Source organism: Candidatus Regiella insecticola LSR1 (genome assembly GCF_000143625.1).
In the GTDB taxonomy this organism is placed as follows: Bacteria; Pseudomonadota; Gammaproteobacteria; order Enterobacterales; family Enterobacteriaceae; genus Regiella; species Regiella insecticola.
This window is the reverse complement of sequence record NZ_GL379592.1, coordinates 220,315-242,826: the sequence shown is the minus strand read 5'-3', so window position 1 is coordinate 242,826 and position 22,512 is coordinate 220,315. Positions and strand designations below refer to the sequence as shown.

Annotated in this window: 21 protein-coding genes and 1 pseudogene; 14 read left to right on the top strand and 8 right to left on the bottom strand. The window is 41.4% G+C overall.

The window, feature by feature from the left end:
* Positions 1–13 precede the first annotated feature (13 nt).
* The 3 genes from bamC to REG_RS14280 form a co-directional block, all read right to left on the bottom strand.
* Complete coding sequence (gene bamC / locus REG_RS06885; protein ID WP_006704984.1) at positions 14–1,060, bottom strand: outer membrane protein assembly factor BamC; 1,047 nt, start codon at positions 1,058–1,060, stop codon at positions 14–16.
* Positions 1,061–1,076: 16 nt separating this feature from the next.
* Positions 1,077–1,958 (bottom strand): 4-hydroxy-tetrahydrodipicolinate synthase, encoded by an 882-nt coding sequence (gene dapA, locus REG_RS06880; protein WP_039907672.1) that lies wholly within the window; start codon positions 1,956–1,958, stop codon positions 1,077–1,079.
* 65 nt (positions 1,959–2,023) lie between these two features.
* The gene (locus tag REG_RS14280) at positions 2,024–2,146 is read right to left on the bottom strand and encodes a hypothetical protein (protein ID WP_260200226.1); all 123 of its coding nucleotides are present in this window, start codon (positions 2,144–2,146) and stop codon (positions 2,024–2,026) included.
* 290 nt (positions 2,147–2,436) lie between these two features.
* Here REG_RS14280 and REG_RS06875 point away from each other — a divergent pair, with 290 nt between their 5' ends.
* Positions 2,437–2,625, top strand: coding sequence for a hypothetical protein (locus tag REG_RS06875; protein ID WP_039907670.1), 189 nt, complete (start codon positions 2,437–2,439; stop codon positions 2,623–2,625).
* Positions 2,574–3,899: an anthrax toxin-like adenylyl cyclase domain-containing protein gene (locus REG_RS06870; protein WP_087943405.1), complete on the top strand. Its 1,326-nt coding sequence runs from the start codon at positions 2,574–2,576 to the stop codon at positions 3,897–3,899. The genes REG_RS06875 and REG_RS06870 overlap by 52 nt, the downstream gene beginning before the upstream one ends.
* 22 nt (positions 3,900–3,921) lie before the next feature.
* Here REG_RS06870 and rluA read toward each other — a convergent pair whose 3' ends face one another.
* From rluA to REG_RS06845, 5 genes and pseudogenes are all read right to left on the bottom strand, one after another.
* Positions 3,922–4,560 carry a bifunctional tRNA pseudouridine(32) synthase/23S rRNA pseudouridine(746) synthase RluA gene (gene rluA / locus REG_RS06865; protein WP_006704981.1) on the bottom strand — a complete coding sequence of 213 codons (639 nt, stop codon included), beginning with the start codon at positions 4,558–4,560 and terminating at the stop codon, positions 3,922–3,924.
* A 12-nt stretch (positions 4,561–4,572) separates the two neighbouring features.
* Positions 4,573–7,476, bottom strand: a complete 2,904-nt coding sequence (gene rapA / locus REG_RS06860; protein WP_006704980.1) for an RNA polymerase-associated protein RapA — start codon at positions 7,474–7,476, stop codon at positions 4,573–4,575.
* 354 nt (positions 7,477–7,830) lie between these two features.
* Positions 7,831–8,762 (bottom strand): annotated as a pseudogene (gene zitB, locus REG_RS06855) (CDF family zinc transporter ZitB).
* Between the two features lie 153 nt (positions 8,763–8,915).
* Complete coding sequence (gene gpmA, locus REG_RS06850) at positions 8,916–9,668, bottom strand: 2,3-diphosphoglycerate-dependent phosphoglycerate mutase (RefSeq protein ID WP_006704979.1); 753 nt, start codon at positions 9,666–9,668, stop codon at positions 8,916–8,918.
* A gap of 316 nt (positions 9,669–9,984) precedes the next feature.
* On the bottom strand, positions 9,985–10,278 hold the full coding sequence (locus REG_RS06845; RefSeq protein ID WP_006704978.1) for a helix-turn-helix domain-containing protein: 294 nt from the start codon (positions 10,276–10,278) through the stop codon (positions 9,985–9,987).
* A gap of 99 nt (positions 10,279–10,377) precedes the next feature.
* On the opposite strand from REG_RS06845, the gene REG_RS06840 reads away from it, so the two are divergent.
* The 12 genes from REG_RS06840 to REG_RS06790 all read left to right on the top strand — a co-directional run bounded on the left by REG_RS06840 (position 10,378) and on the right by REG_RS06790 (position 22,512).
* Entirely contained in the window at positions 10,378–10,740 is a 363-nt protein-coding gene (locus REG_RS06840; RefSeq protein ID WP_006704977.1) for a hypothetical protein, read from the top strand.
* Positions 10,737–10,961 (top strand): hypothetical protein, encoded by a 225-nt coding sequence (locus REG_RS11330; RefSeq protein ID WP_006704976.1) that lies wholly within the window; start codon positions 10,737–10,739, stop codon positions 10,959–10,961. The genes REG_RS06840 and REG_RS11330 overlap by 4 nt, the downstream gene beginning before the upstream one ends.
* Positions 10,962–11,420: 459 nt before the next feature.
* Positions 11,421–12,149 (top strand): 30S ribosomal protein S2, encoded by a 729-nt coding sequence (gene rpsB, locus REG_RS06835; RefSeq protein ID WP_039907665.1) that lies wholly within the window; start codon positions 11,421–11,423, stop codon positions 12,147–12,149.
* Positions 12,150–12,250: 101 nt separating this feature from the next.
* Positions 12,251–13,111, top strand: coding sequence for a translation elongation factor Ts (tsf, locus tag REG_RS06830; RefSeq protein WP_006704974.1), 861 nt, complete (start codon positions 12,251–12,253; stop codon positions 13,109–13,111).
* Positions 13,112–13,414: 303 nt separating this feature from the next.
* Positions 13,415–14,194 carry a UMP kinase gene (pyrH, locus tag REG_RS06825; RefSeq protein ID WP_039907787.1) on the top strand — a complete coding sequence of 260 codons (780 nt, stop codon included), beginning with the start codon at positions 13,415–13,417 and terminating at the stop codon, positions 14,192–14,194.
* 154 nt (positions 14,195–14,348) lie between these two features.
* The gene (frr, locus tag REG_RS06820) at positions 14,349–14,906 is read left to right on the top strand and encodes a ribosome recycling factor (protein WP_006704972.1); all 558 of its coding nucleotides are present in this window, start codon (positions 14,349–14,351) and stop codon (positions 14,904–14,906) included.
* A 29-nt stretch (positions 14,907–14,935) separates the two neighbouring features.
* Complete coding sequence (gene ispC / locus REG_RS06815; RefSeq protein ID WP_006704971.1) at positions 14,936–16,141, top strand: 1-deoxy-D-xylulose-5-phosphate reductoisomerase; 1,206 nt, start codon at positions 14,936–14,938, stop codon at positions 16,139–16,141.
* 28 nt (positions 16,142–16,169) lie between these two features.
* Complete coding sequence (gene ispU, locus REG_RS06810; RefSeq protein WP_006704970.1) at positions 16,170–16,940, top strand: (2E,6E)-farnesyl-diphosphate-specific ditrans,polycis-undecaprenyl-diphosphate synthase; 771 nt, start codon at positions 16,170–16,172, stop codon at positions 16,938–16,940.
* A gap of 11 nt (positions 16,941–16,951) precedes the next feature.
* A complete protein-coding gene (gene cdsA, locus REG_RS06805) occupies positions 16,952–17,800 on the top strand; it encodes a phosphatidate cytidylyltransferase (RefSeq protein ID WP_006704969.1) in 849 nt (282 codons plus the stop codon).
* A gap of 15 nt (positions 17,801–17,815) precedes the next feature.
* Complete coding sequence (gene rseP / locus REG_RS06800; protein ID WP_087943404.1) at positions 17,816–19,243, top strand: sigma E protease regulator RseP; 1,428 nt, start codon at positions 17,816–17,818, stop codon at positions 19,241–19,243.
* A gap of 37 nt (positions 19,244–19,280) precedes the next feature.
* On the top strand, positions 19,281–21,695 hold the full coding sequence (gene bamA, locus REG_RS06795; RefSeq protein ID WP_006704967.1) for an outer membrane protein assembly factor BamA: 2,415 nt from the start codon (positions 19,281–19,283) through the stop codon (positions 21,693–21,695).
* A gap of 319 nt (positions 21,696–22,014) precedes the next feature.
* A complete protein-coding gene (locus REG_RS06790) occupies positions 22,015–22,512 on the top strand; it encodes an OmpH family outer membrane protein (RefSeq protein ID WP_039907661.1) in 498 nt (165 codons plus the stop codon).

Here is a 22,512-nt window from a genome sequence, read left to right as displayed (position 1 = left end):
CACCGCTTTCTTTTTATTTTGCATCATTTTGATTCAATGCAGCGCGTAGCACCGCAACCAGCGCATCATTTTGTTGTTGATTTAATGTATGCCCTTTAGAATCGGTGAATTGCACGCTACTACGGTTGCCAAAATCACCCACTTGCAACTGATAGCTACCGGATTTTAATTTAGGATCTTGCGCACCTAATGCATCCCAATCACGGCTGTTGATAGGGCTATAAGTTACAGCAATGTTACCCTGTTGTCGGTCACGTTTAGTTACGGTCATCCCTATTTTTGCTAACGCAGGCGGCAGACGTTGCCAAACGATGGCGTAGGGTGCTCGTACAATAAGTCTGGGTAAAGCGCTATCGTCACGTGCCGCTTGTACCTCTAGGCGACCGATTTTGTCTGTGTTTTGAGCATTATTGCTATTACTGCGGATTTTATCTAAGCCTTCAATCAATTTATTCAACATAGCACGATTGTAATGTTGTATCTCGATATTCGAAGTAACCATTTTTTCTTGTTGTTGTAAACCCAGTGATTTCACCACTAAAGCAAGCTGATTTCCTTGCTGTTGCACACTAATCTGATAACGGCCTGCAAAGGGGACATCTTCATCGGCTCGGTTCCATTTTATCCAATCGGTAGTGAGCGTTTGATTTGCATCCTGACGATCGGCGATGGGGAGGCTCTCGTTTTGCATCACTGTGGTAATTTGTGACCATAATGTATCGTTTTGACGATTATTGTCTAACAATAATTTACTAATATCAGCAGTGGACTCTATCCGGGAACCCTTTAATAGTACCAAGGGTTGAATTGGTGGCCGAATGTCTAACTGTTTGCCAACGGCACCTTGCTGTGATACTTGCGCAATATCGTAAGTTCCATGCTGTAATGGCAGGATTATCCCCTGTGATGCATTGAGCCTTTTTAGCGCTGGTGCATTAAGATAGGCTTCATCACCGCTCACTTGGCGTTTATAACGTTGTTCTGTCGAACAAGCGGCTAACAACATCAGCCACAAAACGCTTATTATCTTTATCATTACTGATTTTTGTAATATAGCCATTATATTTTCCTAGCAATCAAGATAGTAAACCCGCACTTTTCAAGGCATCCTCGACGCGCTTCTGATTAACAAGGGTTAGCGATGTCATCGGTAAGCGTAAGGTTTCTGCTGTTATTAATCCCAGTCGTTTACAAGCCCACTTAACGGCAATTGGATTGGCTTCGATAAATAATTCTTTATGTAGTGGCATTAAACGCTCATTTAAACGGCCTGCTTCGGTAAATTTACCTTCAGCTACCCGTTGACAAAGCTCCGTCATTCCACCTGCTGCCACATTGGCCGTTACTGAAATAATCCCTTGCCCTCCTTTTTGTATAAAATCAAAACCTGTCGCATCATCACCGCTCAGCAGAATAAAATTATCACCAACGCTGGGTTTTATCATGCTAAGCCGCTCTAAATTTCCAGTGGCTTCTTTTAACCCGATGATATTGGGGATTTGAGCTAATCTCACCACCGTTTCGGGCAATAAATCACAACCGGTGCGTGATGGTACATTATAAAGAATTTGAGGTAGATCGGAACTTTTAGCAATGGCTTCAAAATGGCGATATAACCCTTCCTGTGTTGGACAATTATAATAGGGGGTAATGGTTAAACAAGCGGCTACTTTGCTATTTTCAAAACGTTGGGTGAGTGATATTGCATCTCGCGTCGCGTTAGATCCGGTACCTGCTATGATCGGGATACGTCCGGCCGCCAATTCTACTGCTTTTAATACGAGAGAAACATGCTCTTCACGCTCCAGTGTCGCGGCCTCTCCAGTCGTCCCCGCTACTACTATCGCTGAAGTCTTATTTTTGACGTGATAATCGATCAGTGTTTGCAAACTCTCTTCATCGACAGCTGCCTCGTCGTCCATCGGTGTGATCAAAGCTACTATACTTCCGCTAAACATTAGGCTATTCCCTCCCACAAGCAAGATATACCCTTCGCCTTTGCAGCTGCCGCTAGGCGGCAACTTCAAGGGCTATGGATGCTCATGGTACTTTTGACCCCTATCAAAAAGCAAGTCACGAATCGTGCCTTATACCCTTCGCCTTTCAAGTTACGGCGGCGTTGGCGGCTCACTCTCATCCCAGTCATGTACTAACTGTACACTCCTGGGATTCGACTGATTGCCGCCTTGCCGTATATATCCATTCTATTTTGTCGTAATTAAACTGAGTTATTTAATCATGATTGATTATTTTAATTTTTTAAAAATATTCTTTAATATTTTTCATTATCACTAATAAATAATTAAGTGTTTACACTTATACCTTGTCTATGGGTAGCATCATATATTAAAAAATAAATTAACTAAAAATTAAAATTTTAACGCACTACATAACCATTATTATAAAAATTTTTAATTTAAAACCAGGGAAAAGACAATGAGTATTATTCATTTTGGATATAGTCCAATGCCTAACTATTTTTCATATAGTGATGCTGTTGATAGTGTAACGATGGATTCAATGAACCATGTGGCTCACTTAGAAGAACAAAAAAATGCATATAATAAAAAAATATTTACCCCTTATTTTTCAGTATTACAGAGCCGAAAGGGGAAGAAGCAATAAAAGCCGCGGGCATCGTTGATCAACATGTTTATGGTTTTACGGAATTAGCAAAAAAAGAAGATGTTTATTTTATTTTCCGTCCCGTTAATTCTCTATCGACCTCTTTAATTTATAATGGTATGGCAACTAAGGGATTGGATGTACATGGTAAAAGTTCGGATTGGGGACCCATGGCTGGCTATATTCCATTCGATCAAAATCTCAGTAAGATATTTGGCGATCAGTATGCAGTAAATAAAGGAAATGAAGAAAATAGACAGGCTCTTGAAGAGAAAAGTGATCGTTTTGCTAAAAAACAGCTTTATATTACCTCTGAAAGACTCAATGCATTACAAAGAGAAGAAATATTAAAATGGAATGTAAAAACATTAGAAATTACACCATTACATGAAGGTGCTGGCAGCTACCAATTTCGCTTAATACCGCATCAGAAGGGTTATCTAGTTGAATATAGAAAATTTAATACTATCCATCCGTTACCTTGGCTTAAATTAGAATTAATGGGAAAAAAAGTAAATAATGAAATTAAACCCCTGACAGCTGATTATGATTTATTTATGGTAGCTCCAAATGTAAAAAATATCATACATCCTGATGAAGTGTCTCAAGCGTTGGCAACCGATACCGAAAAATTTAGAAATCTCGTTGCATTGATGCGTGGAAAAGCATTAAGCCAAGAAAATAGACGCAAGGTAGATCCAGAAATTGGCCGCGCTCCGACCTGGATGCCATATTACATTGATAAATTAAATGAGAAAGCAAAGGAACGTGGATATAGTGGTGGAAATGTGGTTAATCATAGTTCTGAGATGGATAATCCAAGGCCGGAATTTAATCAAAGTTTATTTTTTATTACCCCAAAGGGAAAGATCCTTCTGACTCAAAATTGGCAAGAAACACAAGATGTCATCGACTATATTAAAAAAGATAATTATGTGGTTTATAGCAATAGAAATTACAATTCACTTTTCATTACCGAGGATATTAATGGTAATCAAAAAGTCAGCATTATTCCCTGGGGGGATAGTTTACCTTTATTAAAAGAATTCGATAATTATACGGAGAGTATTAAGAAAATAAAAGGAAGTGAAATTATATCAAATGACTTAAAGATGATTAGAAAAAAATTAGAGGATTACCATAATGGAAAAATAGGCAACAAACAGGTTAAGAAAGAAATAATAGATAGTATTACTGAACAATTGGAAAAGATGCTGCTAGATTACCGTGATCAATACACTAATTTAGCCCTCGCTTTGGAGGGGTTGTATTAAATAGAATGCTAAACGATTCAAGTCAAAAATCGGCATCACAACGAAAATACATCGGTGTGGAGAACATGGGATGCCGAATATAAAGTTCTTGTGCATGCAACTGTAAACGCGTTGCCATCGATTTAGCTCCCGGAGGCGCATAGAAGCCATCCCCCAAAATCGGATGGCCCAGTGCTAACATATGAACTCTTAATTGATGGGAGCGGCCGGTAATAGGCGATAATTTTACTCGGGTGCTGCTGTTGCTATGTCCTGGGGTTTCATCATGACGAGATAATACCTGGTATTCAGTTTGCGCGGATTTACCCGTTTCATAACACACTTTTTGCTTAGGGCGATTTGGCCAATCGCAAATTAACGGTAAATCAATCAATCCCTGATCTTTTTTTACATGTCCATAGACACGAGCAACATAAACTTTTTTCGGCTCACGTTCACGAAATTGGCGTTTTAGTTCACGTTCCGCTGCTTTAGTTAACGCGACCACCATCACCCCGCTGGTCGCCATATCTAAACGATGAACCGATTCTGCTTGCGGGAATGCAGCCTGAATACGCATCATGACACTGTCTTTATTTTCAGGTGCGCGCCCAGGGACGGAAAGCAATCCACTGGGTTTATTGATTACCATAATATGTTGATCTTGATATAGAACATTCAATGGAGGATCACTCTAGTGTGTTACCACAATCAAACGAATAGCATCAAGTCGGTAGTTCGCTTGATTTAAATGAGCCAACACCTGCTCACGATTATTTTGTAATGTGATTATTTCCTCATCACGGATACTGGGATTAACTTTTTTTAACGCGATGAGGCGTGCTAATTCGTTACTAAGCTTATCATCCGCTTCATCTTTCGCTGTCGTGATCACGCCTTGCGCATATTGTGCCGCCCATTTCTCTGCTTGTTGTAGCATGTGGTGAACCTCTTTTTGAACCGAATTGATCAATTTACGTGCGGTATGGCGATTAAGGGCTTTTAACTGTCGATTCAACTGCTCGAACTCTACTTGATCGGCTAAATCTTTTCCTTGAGCATCCATTAATATACGTATCGGGGTTGGCGGCAAAAACCGAGTCAATTGTAAATATTTAGGGGCTTGTGCTTCAACCACATACACCAATTCAGTCAGTAAAGTACCTACGGGTAATGTTTTGTTTTTGAGTAAAGAAACAGCGCTGCTACCTGTATGACCAGATAGGATCATATCTAAGCCGTTACGTATAATCGGATGTTCCCAACTAATAAATTGAATATCTTCTCTCGATAATGCCTGGTGACGATCAAAGGTAACAGTGCAGCCATCTTGCGGTATATCAGGAAAATCTGGCACTAGCATATGGTCAGAGGGGGTAAGAATCATCATATTATCACTGTGATCTTCTTGATTGATTCCGATAATATCGAGCAGATTAATCGTAAAATTAATTAAATTAACATCGTTATCTTGCTTAGCAATGGTTGCTGCGAGCTGCTGGCTTTGCTCTCCTCCGTTTGAATGCATTTCTAATAGTCGATCACGACCTTCTTCTAACTTTGATCTTAGATGATGATGCTGCTGGTGACAGCGATCAATAAATTCATCTAATTTTTGTCCTTCGGCAGAGGTAATCAGATACTCCATCAGCTCTTGATGGCAATGATCATAAAGGGTACGTCCGGTTGGGCAGGTATGTTCAAATGCGTCTAGTCCTTCATGATACCAGCGCAGTAAAATAGCTTGCGGTGTTTTTTCCAGGTAAGGCACCATAATTTGAATGTCATGATTTTGGCCGATACGATCTAAACGTCCTATTCTTTGTTCTAGTAAATCAGGGTTAAACGGCAAATCAAACATGACTAGACGACAGGAAAATTGGAAATTACGCCCTTCAGAGCCGATTTCAGAACAGATTAAAACTTGAGCGCCTTCTTCTGCTGCCGCAAAATAAGCGGCAGCGCGATCTCGATCAATCAATGATTGATCTTGATGAAATAAGGCCGCTCGGATGGCACCGCGTTCACGTAGTGCTTGCTCTAGTTGTAATACGGTAGTGGTGTGAGCGCAAATGATCAGTACTTTTTTATCACGATGGGCAATCAAATAATTTAATAGCCATTCAACCCGTGGATCAAAGCTCCACCAGGTGGCATTTTTTCCTTCTAATTCTTGATAAATTTGTGCTGGGTACAGTACGTCTCTAACGCGATCTTCTAATTTTTTATTAGCGCCTATAATGCCAGAGACTTTAATCGCTGTTTGATATTGGCTGGGTAACGGTAATTTTATGGGTTGTAACACTCTGCGCGGAAATCCCTGAATGGCATTCCGAGTATTACGGAATAAAACTCGACTGGTACCGTGCCGATCCATTAACAAGGTTATTAATTTACGGCGAGCAACTTTATTATTTGTATCATTACTGTTCGCTTCTTCAAGCAATGGCTCGATATTTTGTTCATTAATCAGCTGCCTTACTAAATTCAGTGTGCCTTCCGCTAAAAATTCGTCGTTAAGTAGCGCCATGACAGCATCAGCAATAGCGCGATAGCTTTGTTGTTCCTCAATGAATGTTGGGTAATGATGAAAACGGTCGGGATCCAATAGTCGTAAACGCGCAAAATGACTTTGCTGACCCAATTGCTCTGGAGTTGCAGTTAATAGCAGTACACCGGCAATGTTGTTAGCAAGTTGTTCAATCGCTTGATGTTCAGGGCTTGGGGTCTTTTCGTCCCAGCTGAGATGATGGGCTTCATCCACGACCAATAGATGCCAATCAGCGCTGGCGAGCTGTTCTAAGCGTTGTTTATTTTTTTGAACAAAATCCAACGAACAAATTACCCATTGTTCGGTTTCAAATGGATTAGTGCTGTCTTGTAACGCTTCGGTATAGCGCTGATCGTCGAAAAGCGAAAAGCGTAGATTAAAGCGTCGTAGCATCTCTACTAACCATTGATGTTGCAGGTTTTCTGGTACCACCAATAATACCCGTTCAGCTCGTCCAGTCAGCAATTGTTGGTGAATGATCATTCCGGCTTCAATGGTTTTTCCTAAACCTACTTCATCGGCGAGTAAAACACGGGGGGCATGACGTTGTCCCACTTCATAGGCAATGTGTAATTGATGTGGGATCAAATTGGCACGTACCCCACGCAATCCACTCCAAGGAAGATAAAACTGTTCGCTTTGATATTTATGAGCACGGAACCGTAGTGCAAAATGCTCCATGCGATCAATTTGGCCAGCAAATAAGCGGTCTTTTGGTTGAGTGAATGTCAGTTTACTATCAAGGAAAACTTCAGGCATGACCACATTGGTTTCACCGGTATCCAAACGAGTACCGATATAACTGATTATCCCTTCTTCTTGTTTTATTTCCGTTACTTTTAGCTGCCATCCCTCGTAATGATTGATAGTATCGCCGGGGTTAAAAATAACGCGGGTGATCGGTGAATGATGCTTCGCATAAAGGCGATTTTCACCTGTTGCGGGAAACTGTAAAGTGATCATACGTACGTCGACCGCAACGACGGTACCCAATCCAAGTTTACTTTCTGTATCGCTTATCCAGCGTTGGCCAAGAGTAAAAGGCATAAAATTATTTGCTCGATTTTTTCAATAGACTTGATTACAAAATTAAAATACCGCATGCCTTATGCCTTGCTGTATTGATTGCTGTCATAGCTATACCCTTCGCCTTTTAAGCTGCCGCGTTGTTGGCTGCGAGGGTTCGCCCGAATCACGTAGTATGTCTACGCTCATCGGCCTCACCCCTGGCCGCCTAGCGGCAACTTAAAGGGCGAAGGGTATATGCCGAAGCTTTCGCTGTTAGCCGCAGTATTTTAACACAGGTTAGTTGGAAAACCCTGCCTTGCCGATTCAAAGGCGAAGGATATAAGGCATACCGGATAAAAATAGGGTTATAGAGAGTGAAATGAAAAATTTTTGTTAATGCCGGTGTTGAGTGCCGCTAATATTGGCTAATTGACTGATATCACAATCTTCTCCTTTACAAGGCTGGTATTCTGTCTGAATAGTCGCATGGCCAATATTATGATGCTTTAATAAATACTGTTGGATACGTTGTAATAGATTATCGTGATCTTCAGGCGGTGTGACGCGGACATGCAGTGTCATTAAGCGTTGCTCACCTGCTTGCCATAAATGAACATGATGAACATCATCTATTTCATCAATATTAAGACATAATTCTTTACGTAATTGGTCGATATCCACATCTTTCGGCGCCCCTTCAAGTAATTCGTGAAAGCTTTCTTTTAATAAACGCCAGGCACTGCGCAGTACTAATACTGAAACGAGTATGGATAAGATAGGATCTATTGGACTCCAGCCAGTTGTCAAAATAACCACTGCTGCAATGATGGCACCTACAGAACCCAGTAAGTCACCCAGTACATGTAAAGTGGCAGCCCCCGCACATTAATATTTTTTTCTTCAGTGCCGCGGTGCAGTATCCAAAAAGAAAAGAGATTAGCGCAAAATCCGGCGACGGCAATAACCAGCATTGGGAGACCCAGCACATGATGGGGTTCGATAAATCGGTGAACGGCTTCCCAAATGATTAATAAGACAATCAGCAGCAATGCCGTAGCATTAACAAAGGCGGCTATCGTGGTTAATCGCAGATAACCAAAAGTATGGCGAGTATTGGGTTTACGCCGAGAAAAGTGCACGGCAACCAGCGCGATGAATAACGCCATCGCATCGGTTACCATATGACCGGCGTCAGCTAATAATGCGAGTGAACTAGAGATCAAACCGCCAATCACTTCTGCCAGCATAAACAGCACAGTGACGACAAAAGCGATGAATAAGCGCTTACTATTACTATCTTGCAAAAATGATGAAGAATTAGTCATAGGGTTTATTCCTAAATTTTTTCTATACCCTTCGTCTTTCAAGTTACGGCGGCGTTGGCTGCGGGTGTTCGCCTCATCAGGTAGTCTATCTACGCTCATCGGTCGGTCGCCCTGGCCACCTTGCCGTAACTTGAAAGGCGAAGGGTATACAGGCTATTGAGCGCTACCTTGATGAGCAACAGCTGCTGCTTTTTTCGCAATTTCTTCGCTGTCTCCCAAATAATAATGTTTGATAGGTTTTAAATCTTTGTCAAGTTCATACACCAAGGGCACAGCGGTGGGGATATTAAGTTCCATAATCGCTTCTTCGCTCATATTATCAAGATATTTCACCAGTGCTCGGAGCGAATTACCATGAGCGACAATAATGACACCTTTGCCTTCCATGACACGTGGTTTGATGACTTGTTGCCAGTATGGAATAACTCGCTCAATAGTTGAAGCCAGACTTTCAGTGAGAGGTAATTCATGGGAAAGTAGCGCGGCGTAACGTGGATCATGGCCAGGGTAGCGCTCGTCCTCTTTTGTCAATTCAGGTGGACTGATGGCGAAACCACGGCGCCACTGTTTCACTTGCTCCTCGCCATACTTTTTAGCCGTTTCAGCTTTATCCAACCCCTGTAACGCCCCGTAATGACGTTCGTTAAGTTTCCAAGATGCTTCAACGGGCAACTCAGATTGGCCTAAACGCATTAGCACAGATGATAAAGTACTGGCAGCACGTTTTAATACTGAGGTATAGGCAAGATCGAATATAAAACCTTCTTTCTTTAGTAAATCACCGGCCTGTTTGGCTTCGAGGCGACCTTTATCAGACAAATCGACATCAGCCCAACCGGTAAAACGATTTTCTTTATTCCACTCACTCTCACCATGCCTTACCAAAACTAACTTAGTGACTGTCATTACTTGATATCCTCAAATATTATCTTAGACTTCGTGCTTAATATTTTTCTTGCCATAAACGGCGTAACCTTGCTGCTATACCCTTCGCCTTTGAAGCCGCCGCGTTGTTGGCTGCGAGCTCTCGCCCTCATGGTATGTCCACGCTCATCGGTCGGTCGCCTTGGCAGCCGAAGGCAACTTCAAAGGCAAAGGGTATATACCTTGATATCAAAATGTAGCAAGAAAGGTTTTCAAATCATAAATTAATATTTATCAAAATAATTTTTTTCGGAGCAAATACCGCCTTTTCCCCATGTTTTTTTAATTTTATCCGCAGTTAACCAGCCTTTTGGTCTTTTAGGTGGTTGAATATATTTTCGTGCCCACCAGGGGAGAGCGCCGGCGATATTTGTCCGGCTTTTGGGGCTGCATTACCTGTCATCAACCATAAAGTATATTTTATGAAGAGGGGATGCTGAGTAATTTTCATGAGTGTAGCACCACTCGGTTCAAATTTACCCATTTCATATTTATCTAATGTACTCAATGGGATATTCGTAAATTCACAAAATTTAGCCTTACTCAACCCTTCAGATTTTCTTATTGCTTTTATTTTTTCACTTAGCGTCATTGACAGTAATCCTATATAGGAGTTAATCTTCGGCCAATACTCTTGTGCCTAGCAGGAGCAATGACGAAGGATTCGCAATCCACCGAGTAAGGATAATTCATGAAAGAAATGCCGCAAAATAAACTAAGGGAAAGCAATGTAATTTCAGTGGAAAAATCAAAACGGAATATGATCCCATTGAAAAAAGATATGAATTCATTACTTTCCATACATAAAGACAGGGAGTTATTTCTTTTCTATTTAACCACGAGCAATATCAAGCCAAATATCCTCAATAACGACAGCTATGCAATATTTTTCGCTATGTTGTTACACCCAGCACAAAATGATCTCGAGCATCATTATTTCTTATTATTAACGCAAATCATTAACCATCAGCAGGGATTGAAGTGCGTTAAATACTCTACTGTTTTTATCGAATGTGTTGGCAAAATAGCAATGGGGGCTTGGGAAAAAAAATGACTCACACCCTCATAACACTTAGCCGCCATTCACACCAGTACCGTGAATTTACTATTGTTCGTCATCCGAAAACAGCAGTTAATCCTATCGTTCATTATCATTTATGGCTAGATAATAATTCGTTTGGAAAAGTAGACACATTAGAACAGGCAACAGGCTACATCGATTGCAGGGCGGGATTCCACTTTGTATTTTTTGTCATCAATAAGATCAATATTTAAGCATTTCGCAGGCGAAATTTTCTCATATGTTTAATTAATATACACAAATTGTGTGTTTTATAATCTAAAATTGATTAATTAATGAGTTGGATCCCGCCCTGACATCGATTGGCTTCATAAAATGAAAGAGGGAGAGTGTTTATCACATGATCTACACCAATGAACTCCTTATTTTAATCGCAATTATTCTCATTATAATGATTATTAATCCGCCTAAAAAATAAACTAAGAAGAAAGCGTTCTAAAAAACCAAGAAGGGAACAAAAATTGGTGTATGGTGGCGGTTTATGGTATAAAACGCGCCTAATGTGTCAAGAACACACACAAATCGTCACATACACCGGGGTGCTCAGGAATTTATCACTTAGTTTAATAAAAAATAGGTGGAAGGTATTTACTGGGTCGGCGTTATGGGATTTGTGGAGGCATAACCCCAACCAAAATAAAGAGGCTTTAATCATGGCAATTGTTTCCATGCGCAAAATGCTCGAAGCGGGTGTCCACTATGGTCACCAAACTCGTTACTGGAATCCGAAAATGGGTCCTTACATTTTCGGAACACGTAACAAGGTTCACATCATTAATCTAGAAAAAACAGTTCCGATGCTCAATGAAGCTTTGGCTGAATTGAAAAAAATTTCTACTCGTAAAGGTAAAATTTTGTTCGTTGGAACTAAACGTGCAGCAAGTGAATCGATCAAGAAGACGGCTGAGGATTGCAAACAGTATTTTGTTAACCATCGCTGGTTAGGCGGGATGTTGACTAACTGGAAAACCGTTCGTCAATCTATCAAGCGTTTAAAAGAGTTAGAAAGCCAGTCTCAAGATGGCACCTTTGAGAAGCTAACTAAAAAAGAAGTATTAATGCGTACACGTGAATTATCCAATCTAGAAAACAGTTTGGGTGGGATAAAAGACATGGGAGGACTGCCCGATGCGCTCTTTGTTATTGATGCCAATCATGAGCATATTGCTATCAAAGAAGCCAATAACTTAGGTATCCCCATATTTTCAATTGTTGATACGAATTCTAGTCCAACGGGTATCGATTTTATTATTCCAGGTAATGATGACGCAATCCGGGCAATTAATTTGTACCTGGAAGCGGTTGCTACCGCGATTCATGAAGGCCATTCTCAGGATTTAGCTGTGCAAGCGGAGCAAATATTTAGCGAACAAGCTGAATAATTTCTTAATCCAGCGCGTTTTCTATATAGAGCCTATTCGAAATCCAGCAGGTTCTCTATAGAGGCACTATTCTCCCCTACGAGATAAATGAGGAAAATAAAATGGTTGATATTACTGCTGCCATGGTAAAAGAACTCCGTGAACGTACCGGTGTCGGCATGATGGATTGCAAAAAAGCCTTAGTTGAAGCTAACGGTGATATTGAGCTCTCTATCGATAATATGCGTAAATCAGGTCAAGCAAAAGCAGCAAAGAAGACAGGGCGTGTTGCCGCTGAAGGTATTATTCTGGCTCAACTCAGCTCAGACAAAAAAATTGCTGCAATGATTGAGTTAAATTGTGAAACAGATTTTGTAGCGACAAATCCTGATTTCTATGCATTTGGTGAAAAAGTGATAAGCCAAGCGCTCACTGATAAAGCAACTGATATTACCTGCTTGCAAGCTAAATTCGAAGAACAACGTGTCGCTTTAGTTGCTAAATTGGGTGAAAATATCGTTATTCGCCGTGTTACCCTAGTTGAAGGTGATGTGGTAGGTTCATATTTGCACGGCGGTGCCAAAATCGGAGTGATAGTGGCCGGAAAAAATGCGGATGCAGAATTGTTGAAGCACATTGCAATGCATATCACAGCGAGCAAACCAGAATACCTTAAAGCGGAAGCTGTTCCAGAGGCAGTTGTCACTCGTGAGCACCAGATTCAATTGGATATTGCTATGCAGTCTGGCAAGCCACGTGAAATTGCTGAAAAAATGGTCGAAGGTCGGATGCGTAAGTTTACCAGTGAAATTTCCCTGACTGGCCAGAATTTCGTGATGGATACGAATAAAACTGTTGCACAGTTATTGAAGGAACATAACGCTGATGTAACCGCTTTCGTTCGTTATGAAGTAGGTGAAGGGATTGAAAAAATCCAACATGATTTTGCTGCAGAAGTGGCAGCCATGAGTGCATCTTCTTAAACATCCGTATAAAACCGCCGATGGGCGGTTTTATTTTTCAAATTTTGACAAAAGACATCTTAGAGCCTATTCGAAATCTTCTTGAGTGACGCTCAGACAAGAAAAAAATTCGAACAGGCTCTGATATACCTTTCGCCTTTGAAGTTGCCTTCTGCTGCCAGGGCGACCGATCGATGAGTGTAGACATACCATGAGGTGAGCACCCGCAGCTAACAACGCGGCGGCTTCAAAGGCGCAGGGTATATGTCACTAGTTCCCCGAAACTCACACTTCCCCAATACTGCTGCTTTAGGACATAACACCATGGCAAAAGACACAAAACCTGAACCAAAACCCGAACCTAAATATAAACGTATTCTGCTAAAATTAAGCGGCGAGGCGCTACAAGGTAAAGAAGGTTCTGGTATTGATCCTGAAGTTTTAAATCGTATGGTGAATGAAATAAAAGAACTGACTAAACTAGAAACTCAAGTTGGTGTGGTCATTGGTGGGGGAAATTTGTTCCGTGGGGCTGGTTTGGCAGAAGCGGGCATGAACCGTGTGGTGGGTGACCATATGGGTATGTTAGCGACCGTCATGAATGGTTTGGCAATGCGTGATGCACTTCATCGAGCTTGTGTGAGTGCCCGTTTGATGTCGGCTATTTCACTCAGTGGAGTATGCGACAATTATAGCTGGGCTGAGGCCATCAGTTTATTACGTGATAACCGTGTCGTCATTTTTTCTGCTGGCACCGGCAATCCCTTTTTTACTACAGATTCTGCTGCTTGTTTACGTGGGATTGAAATTGAAGCGGACATTGTGTTAAAAGCCACTAAAGTTGACGGTGTTTACGCAGCAGATCCTGCAAAAGATCCAAAGGCCGAATTATATCGACACTTAACTTATAAACAGGTATTGGATAAAGAGCTTAAAGTAATGGATCTCGCCGCTTTTACTTTAGCACGGGATCACAATCTACCGATTCGCGTGTTTAATATGAATAAAAAAGGAGCGCTACTACGTGTTGTTATGGGTGAAGAAGAAGGGACATTAATTTCTAAGCCTTTAGTTGTTCCTGAGAAGACTATATATATCCAATGAATTTCGAGTTACGGCAAGGCGGCAAATCAATCGAATCCCCGAAGTGTACACGTAGTACATGAATGACGGAGGTCAATGATCGCTGCCAACGCCGCTGTAATTTGAAAGGCGAAGGGGATAAGCCAATTTAATTATCATTTTTAGGGTTCATAACGTGATTAATGACATTAGAGTAAACGCTATTGAGCGCATGGAAAAATGCATAGCGACATTCCAAACACAAAGTAGCAGAATTCGTACTGGTCGAGCTTCTCCTTCTATTCTTGATGGCATTAAAGTTGAATATTACGGTAGTGCCACCCCTTTGCGTCAATTGGCTAGTGTAGTAGCAGAAGATGCCAGAACTTTAGCGATTGACGTATTTGATCGTAATTTAATCTCAGTAGTAGAAAAAGCCATTATAGCCTCTGATTTGGGGCTTAATCCGTCTTCTGCGGGCAGTAGGATCCGTATCCCCCTGCCTCCATTGACGGAAGAACGCCGTAAAGAATTAATAAAAATCGTCGGGCAGGACGCTGAAAATAGCCGTGTTGCTATACGTAATGTTCGCCGAGATGCTAACGAAAAAATTAAAGTTTTGCTGAAAGACAAAGCGATCAGTGAAGACGAAGAACGGCAGGCTCAAGATAAAATACAAAAGTTAACCGACGGCTCTATCAAGAAAATTGATGAATTATTAAAAAAGAAAGAAGAAGAACTAAAAGAATTTTAATTGCTATTATTTTACGTTAGAAGATCTCTATGAAACGTCTGACTATACTTGGCTCTACCGGTTCCATCGGCTGTCAGGCTTTGGAGGTGATAAAGGCGCATCCTGATTTATTTAGCGTGACAGCTTTGGTTGGCGGATATAATGTGAATAAAATGGCCGCGCAATGTCAGGAGTTTATGCCAAAGTATGTGGCGATGGCAGATGAAATTGCAGCATGCGCGCTACGGAAGCTGTTAGACGAAAAGAAAATAAAAACAGAGGTTATTTCTAGTAAGCACGCTGCTTGTGAATTAGCAAAGTTATCTGAAGTTGATCAAGTTATAGCTGCTATTGTCGGTATTGCTGGACTGTTGCCTACCTTGGCCGCCATTGAGGCAGGTAAGCGAGTATTGTTGGCAAATAAAGAATCACTCATCACCTGCGGCCGTATTTTCATGGATGCAGTGAAAAAAAATGGGGCACAGCTATTACCGATCGACAGTGAACACAATGCCATTTTTCAATGTTTGCCCCAACAAATGCAGCAACGTTTAGGTGATGTTTCGCTAGTGGAACAAGGTGTGTCATCTATTATTTTGACAGGCTCTGGTGGCCCGCTCCGTGATATTCCCGTAACGAAATTTGGCGATGTAACACCGAAGCAAGCTTGTGCTCATCCTAATTGGTCAATGGGACGTAAAATTTCAGTTGACTCCGCGACTATGATGAATAAAGGGCTGGAATATATTGAAGCACGTTGGTTATTTAACGCTTCTGCCGAGCAAATTCAGATTGAAGTGGTGTTGCATCCCCAGTCTGTTATTCACTCCATGGTGCGTTATAACGACGGTAGTGTATTGGCGCAATTGGGCTCTCCTGATATGCGGATACCTATTGCTTATGCGATGGCTTATCCTGATCGGATTAAGTCGGGTGTTGACGCTCTCAATTTTTGCCAGATGGGAGCGTTAACATTCACGCAACCTGATAAGCAGCGTTATCCTTGCTTGCAATTAGCGATTGATGCTTGTCACAGCGGCCAGGCAGCAACCACCGCACTTAACGCCGCCAATGAAATTGCAGTACAGAAATTTCTCGACGGCACTATTAGATTTACTGATATTGTAAAAGTGAATGAAAAAGTAGTTGAAGAACAGGCATCAAAAGAGCCAAGCAGTGTAGAAGAGGTTTTAGCAATTGACCAGCGAGTTAGAAAGGCAGCTAATGAAGTTATTTACAATTTGCAGAAAAATTAATCTTTCATAAGGGAAATAAGTTCGAATTATGTTGCTCCAGAATGCATATCAAACCGCTTGCTCTTTTCCAGCGCCTCGTCCACGTCATGTTGCTATCATTATGGACGGCAATGGCCGTTGGGCAAAAAATAAGTGCAAAATGAGGGTCTACGGTCATAAAGCTGGCATAAAATCGGTACGAAGAGCGGTTAGTTTTGCTGCAAAACATGGCTTGGATGCGCTCACGTTATATGCGTTTAGTAGTGAAAATTGGAGACGTCCCGCCACGGAAGTTACTGCGCTGCTAGAACTTTTTGTCTGGGCGTTGCGCCACGAAGTCAAAAATCTACATAAGAATAATATTTGCTTGCATATTATTGGCGATACTAGCCAATTTTCTACCTCTTTACAAGATCATATTACCCGTGCTGAAGCACTAACGGCGAAAAATGATGGCCTAAAACTCAATATAGCGGCTAATTATGGTGGTCGTTGGGATATTATTCAAAGTGTACGCCAGCTAGCTCGCCAAGTGCAGGAAGGGTTATTGCAACCCGAGGAGCTAAATGAAGAATTACTTGATTCTTGTATTTGTTTGAATACCCAATCGCCGATTGATTTAGTGATCAGAACAGGAGGCAATCATCGCATCAGTAATTTTCTATTATGGCAAACCGCCTATGCTGAACTCTACTTCACAGATATACTCTGGCCTGATTTTGATGAACCTGCTTTTGAAACGGCATTGGAAGAGTTTGCCCGACGTGAGCGTCGTTTTGGGGGACTCTCACCTGTCGATATCGATGTAACAGCATCTTAGGAGAAACTCTTTTGCTAAAGTATCGTTTGATCACTGCCTTGATTTTGATTCCTATTGTTATATGCGCATTATTTTTACTACCACCGATGGTTTTTGCCGTTATGACTTTAGTGGTGTGTATGCTTGCCGCTTGGGAATGGGGGCAATTCGCCGGGTTTGTTACCCAAGAACAGCGGCTTTGGTTAGCGATACTCTGCGGCTTTTTTCTAGTTGTAATGCTACTGAGTATGCCCGTCTATAAAAACCCGTTAGACCTTAGGCAGATACGTATCCCGCTTTGGCTCGCTATGGGCTGGTGGGTAACGGCACTACTATTGATACTCACTTATCCTCGTTCAGCAGTACTCTGGCGTAATTCACGCACTCTGGCTATTATTTTTGGCGTGTTGACTATTGTACCGTTCTTTTGGGGCATTTTTGCATTGCGACAATATGGTTACGAGCAGAATCAGGAAACGGGGGCTTGGTGGCTGCTCTACATTATGCTATTAGTGTGGGGAAGCGATTCTGGCGCTTACTTTTTTGGTAAAGCGTTTGGTAAATATAAATTGGCTGCTAAAATTTCACCTTCGAAAACGTGGGAAGGGTTATTAGGAGGATTATTAAGTGCTGCTTTAATTTCATGTTTATTCAGCTATTATGCGCCGTTAAATATTGCCACTGAAAAGTTAGTAATTTGTTCTATTGTCGCTGTATTGGCATCGATACTGGGTGATTTAACCGAAAGTATGTTTAAACGAGAAGCGGATATTAAAGACAGTGGCCATTTAATTCCAGGGCATGGGGGGGTATTAGATCGTATCGATAGCTTAACTGCTGCCGTGCCGGTGTTTGCAGGTTTGATGTTACTGGTATTTTAATCTATTTTAGGGTTCATCATGCATATACTTTGGAATTTGGCGGCGTTTATCGTTGCATTGGGTATTTTAATTACCGTGCATGAGTTTGGTCATTTCTGGGTCGCGCGTCGCTGTGGCGTTAAAGTAGAGCGTTTTTCTATTGGTTTTGGTAAAGCATTGTGGTGCTATACTGATCGCTTTGGTACTGAATATGTCCTGGCAATTATCCCGCTAGGGGGCTATGTTAAAATGCTCGATGAGCGTGTTGAAGCTGTAGCCCCGGCGTTGCGTCATCAAACCTTTAGTAATAAAACGGTGCTGCAACGTATGGCGATTATTAGTGCGGGTCCGATTGCCAATTTTATCTTTGCTATTTTTGCTTATTGGTTGGTCTTTATCCTTGGAGTACCCAGTATCCGTCCTGTCGTAGGCAGTGTCCCTGAGCAGTCAATCGCGGCACAGGCCGGTATTTCAGCCGGGATGGAAATAAAAACCGTTGATGGTGTAGCAACGCCTGATTGGGATGCGGTGCGTTTACAACTGATAGGTAAAATGGGGGACGATCAAATTCAAATGGGAATTAGACCCTTTCTATCAGCATCAAATTACGTCGAAGACCATACCGATAATATAATACAAAAAACGTTAGATTTACGGCACTGGAAATTTGAACCAGACAAGCAAGATCCATTGGTAACATTGGGTCTTATCCCTGTAGGGCCAAAAATTCAGACGGTATTGGCTGAAGTTCAATCTGGGTCAGCAGCAGAAAAAGCCGGTTTACAAGTGGGTGATAAGATCGTTAAAGTAGACGATAAAATAGTGGATAAATGGTCATTATTTGTCGTTTTAGTGCATGATAACCCAGGTAAACCATTAGCATTAGAAGTGAAAAGAAAAGACGCTTCCTTATTTTTAACCCTGGTACCTGATATCATCGTTGATGGAGTAATATCCAATTATCATTATTTAGATAAAACGACTACCGATAAAAATTTAACCGGACAAGGATTTGCTGGGGTGGCGCCTAAAGTGATGCCGTTGGCAGAAGAATATAAAACAATTCGTCAATATGCTCCGTTTGTTGCATTGTATCAAGCAGGATGTAAAACATGGCAATTGATGCGGTTGACAGTAAGTATGTTAGGAAAATTAATTGTTGGTGATGTTAAACTGAATAATTTAAGCGGTCCTATCTCTATTGCACAAGGTGCAGGCGCTTCGGCTGAGTATGGGTTAGTCTATTATCTAATGTTTTTAGCACTTATTAGTATCAATTTAGGGATTATTAATTTATTCCCATTACCGGCACTAGACGGTGGCCATTTGCTTTTATTAGCAATAGAAAAGCTAAAGGGTAAACCGCTTTCTGAGCGAGTACAAGACGCCAGTTTTCGCATTGGTTCAATTTTACTGATGTTATTGATGGGGCTTGCACTTTTTAATGATTTCTCTCGCCTTTAAACAGCCAGAGATAAATTAGGAAAAACGTATAACAACAATGCTGATGAAAAAATTGCTTATAGCGTCACTGTTTCTTAGCAGTGCCACCTTATACGGTGCGGACCAATTCATAGTGAAAGATATCCATTTCGAAGGCTTGCAGCGAGTCACTGTTGGGGCAGCGTTACTTAATATGCCTGTTCGGATAGGCGATACTGTCAATGATGAAGATGTAGGTAAAATTATTCGTACATTATTTTCTACGGGTAATTTTGAAAATATTCAAGTTGCACGTGATGGTGACTCACTACTTGTTCAAGTTAAAGAACGTCCAACCATCGCCGATATCACTTTTTCCGGTAATAAATCGGTAAAAACCGATATGATTAAACAAAATCTGGACGCTTCCGGTGTCCGGGTCGGTGAAGCATTGGATCGTAGTACGTTATCCAATATTGAAAAAGGATTAGCGGACTTTTATTACAGTACAGGTAAATATAATGCCTCAGTTAAGGCTATTGTTACTCCGTTGCCGCGTAATCGTATTGATCTGAAATTAGTATTTGTCGAAGGTATCTCAGCAAAAATCCAGCAAATTAATATTGTCGGTAACCATAGTTTCACTACTGATCAGCTGGTATCTCACTTTCAGCTACGCGATCATGTTCCTTGGTGGAATTTAGTCGGTAATCGTAAGTATCAAAAACAAAAATTGGAAGGCGATCTGGAAACGTTACAGAGCTTTTATTTAGATCGAGGTTATGTTCGTTTTAATATCGATTCGACTCAGGTGAGTTTAACGCCGAATAAAAAAGGCATTTATGTCACTATAAACATTAATGAAGGCAGTAAATACACGCTAAACAGCGTAGCTTTACAGGGTAATTTAGCGGGTCATCAAGCTGAAGCGGAAAAATTATTGCAGATTCAACCAGGTGAGTTGTATAACGGCAGTAAAATTAACAAAATAGAAAACGATATTAAAAAACTGCTCGCCCGTTATGGTTATGCTTACCCGACGATAGTGACTCAACCAGAAATTAACGATGCTGATAAGACGGTAAATTTACGTATCAATTTAGATGCGGGTAATCGTTTCTATGTCCGTCATGTACGTTTTGAAGGTAACAATACCAGTAAGGATTCTGTTTTGCGTCGTGAAATGCGTCAAATGGAGGGTGCTTGGCTAGGAAGTGTTGAGGTCGAACTGGGTAAAGAACGTCTGAGTCGATTAGGTTATTTCGAAACGGTTGATGTAGAAATACAGCGTGTACCGGGAACGACAGATAAGGTTGATGTCATTTATAAAGTGAGTGAACGCAATACCGGCACCATGAATTTTGGCTTGGGCTACGGTAGCGAAAATGGCATCAGCTACCAGATTGGTGTTTCACAAGATAACTGGTTAGGCACTGGTAATAGTGTGAATCTTAGTGGGAGCAAAAATGATTACCAAACTTCCGCTGAATTTTCTTTAACCGATCCTTATTTCACGATAGATGGTGTTAGTCTTGGTGGCCGTATTTTTTACGATGCTTTTAAAGCGGGTAAGGCTGATTTATCTGACTACAACAAAAATAGTTATGGTTTAGATGGTACGCTTGGCTTTCCCATCAACGAAAACAGCTCGCTGAGAATAGGTTTGGGGTATGTCCACAACAGCTTGTCTGATATGCGACCGCAGGTTGCGATGTGGCGATATCTTAAATCGATAGGGCACAATCCAAATTATACTGATAAAGCTAGTTTTACATCGAATGATTTCAACTTAAGTACAGCCTGGTTTTATAATAGTCTTGACCGTGGTTTTTTCCCAACATCGGGGGTGAAATCGTCGTTAAGCGGTAAAATCACTTTACCAGGCTCAAGTAATGCATTTTATAAAGTTAGCTTTGATACGGTTGCTTATTTACCTTTAAATGATAATCATTCTTGGGTGGCGTTAGGCCGAGGGCGCTTGGGCTACGGTGGCGGTTTTGGTTCAAAAGAAATGCCGTTCTATGAAAATTTCTATGCAGGTGGTTCCAGTACCGTGCGTGGTTTCCGCTTAAATACCATTGGCCCGAAGGCTGTCTATTATGTTGACGGGGGAAAAAACGTAAAACCGGAGCCGGAAAAAATCGAGGATCAAAAATCAACAGAAGCTGTCGGTGGTGACGTAATGGCTGTCGCTAGCGTGGAACTCATCACGCCGACTCCTTTTATCAGCGAAAAATATGTTAACTCAGTGCGCACTTCCGTGTTTATCGATTCAGGGACAGTGTGGGACAGAAACTGGCAAAACACCGCGCAAACTCAGGCGGCGGGTATTCCAGATTATAGCAATAAGAATAATGTCCGCGTTTCCGCGGGAGTAGCGCTACAATGGATGTCACCACTGGGTCCTTTAGTCTTCTATTATGCCAGGCCGATTAAAGATTATCCTGGTGACAAATCAGAGGAATTCCAATTTCAGATTGGTAAAACCTGGTAGTGAGATCCACAACGAATTAGGTGTAATAGCCTATTCGAAATTTTCCTTGAGTTCGTTTTTGACAAAAGACTGCTGGCAAAACCGTAGCGAGGGGGGTGAAGTCAAGGCGCGTGGCGCATCGTTACCATGCGAGTACATGAGGATTGCGAGCACCTCGCAACGTAGAAATTGACACCACGGCAGTAGGTTATGCAAGCAGTCTAAAGTATCAGCGAACACAAGAGATTTCGAATAAGCTTTAAGGTGATTGGGGAGGCTAACTTATTTACCCCCCTGTATTTTCAGCGTGTCAAAACAGTTCAAGGTTAAAGAGATGATAGTGAAAAAATGGTTATATTCCGTTAGCTTGTGTATAGCATTATTCAATTCCGCGGGTGTTCAAGCCGCTAGCAAAATTGCTATCGTTAACGTTGCTGAAATTTTTCAAAAATTACCCGCCCGTGAAGTCGCAGCTAAAAAATTGGAAAAAGAATTTGCCGGCCGTGCAACCGAATTACAAAGAATGGAAAAAGATCTGCACGCTAAAATAGAAAATTTTCAACGTGACAGGTCAGTCATGAAAGAGAGTGTGCGTAGTCAATCGGAAAAAGACATCGAGGCTCAACAGCAGGCGTTTTCTACTAAAGCACAAAAATTTGAGCAAGACAATCGTCAACGTCAAGCAGAAGAACGCGATAAAATTTTAAAGCGTATTCAAGAAGCGGTAAAAACTGTCGCAGCTCAAGAAGGTTACGATATGGTGGTTGACGCTAACACGGTTGCTTATTCTGCTTCCGGTACTGACATCACTGCTGCTGTGTTGAAAAAGGTCAAATAA

Coding starts and splice junctions, on each gene's coding strand:
- REG_RS11330 (WP_006704976.1), top strand. CDS start 10,737: ATGACTCACACCCTCATAACACTTAGCCGCCATTCACACCAGTACCGT.
- REG_RS06840 (WP_006704977.1), top strand. CDS start 10,378: ATGAAAGAAATGCCGCAAAATAAACTAAGGGAAAGCAATGTAATTTCA.
- dapA (WP_039907672.1), bottom strand. CDS start 1,958: ATGTTTAGCGGAAGTATAGTAGCTTTGATCACACCGATGGACGACGAG.
- REG_RS06845 (WP_006704978.1), bottom strand. CDS start 10,278: ATGACGCTAAGTGAAAAAATAAAAGCAATAAGAAAATCTGAAGGGTTG.
- rpsB (WP_039907665.1), top strand. CDS start 11,421: ATGGCAATTGTTTCCATGCGCAAAATGCTCGAAGCGGGTGTCCACTAT.
- pyrH (WP_039907787.1), top strand. CDS start 13,415: ATGGCAAAAGACACAAAACCTGAACCAAAACCCGAACCTAAATATAAA.
- ispU (WP_006704970.1), top strand. CDS start 16,170: ATGTTGCTCCAGAATGCATATCAAACCGCTTGCTCTTTTCCAGCGCCT.
- ispC (WP_006704971.1), top strand. CDS start 14,936: ATGAAACGTCTGACTATACTTGGCTCTACCGGTTCCATCGGCTGTCAG.
- bamC (WP_006704984.1), bottom strand. CDS start 1,060: ATGGCTATATTACAAAAATCAGTAATGATAAAGATAATAAGCGTTTTG.
- bamA (WP_006704967.1), top strand. CDS start 19,281: ATGCTGATGAAAAAATTGCTTATAGCGTCACTGTTTCTTAGCAGTGCC.
- REG_RS14280 (WP_260200226.1), bottom strand. CDS start 2,146: ATGACTGGGATGAGAGTGAGCCGCCAACGCCGCCGTAACTTGAAAGGC.
- REG_RS06875 (WP_039907670.1), top strand. CDS start 2,437: ATGAGTATTATTCATTTTGGATATAGTCCAATGCCTAACTATTTTTCA.
- rapA (WP_006704980.1), bottom strand. CDS start 7,476: ATGCCTTTTACTCTTGGCCAACGCTGGATAAGCGATACAGAAAGTAAA.
- tsf (WP_006704974.1), top strand. CDS start 12,251: ATGGTTGATATTACTGCTGCCATGGTAAAAGAACTCCGTGAACGTACC.
- gpmA (WP_006704979.1), bottom strand. CDS start 9,668: ATGACAGTCACTAAGTTAGTTTTGGTAAGGCATGGTGAGAGTGAGTGG.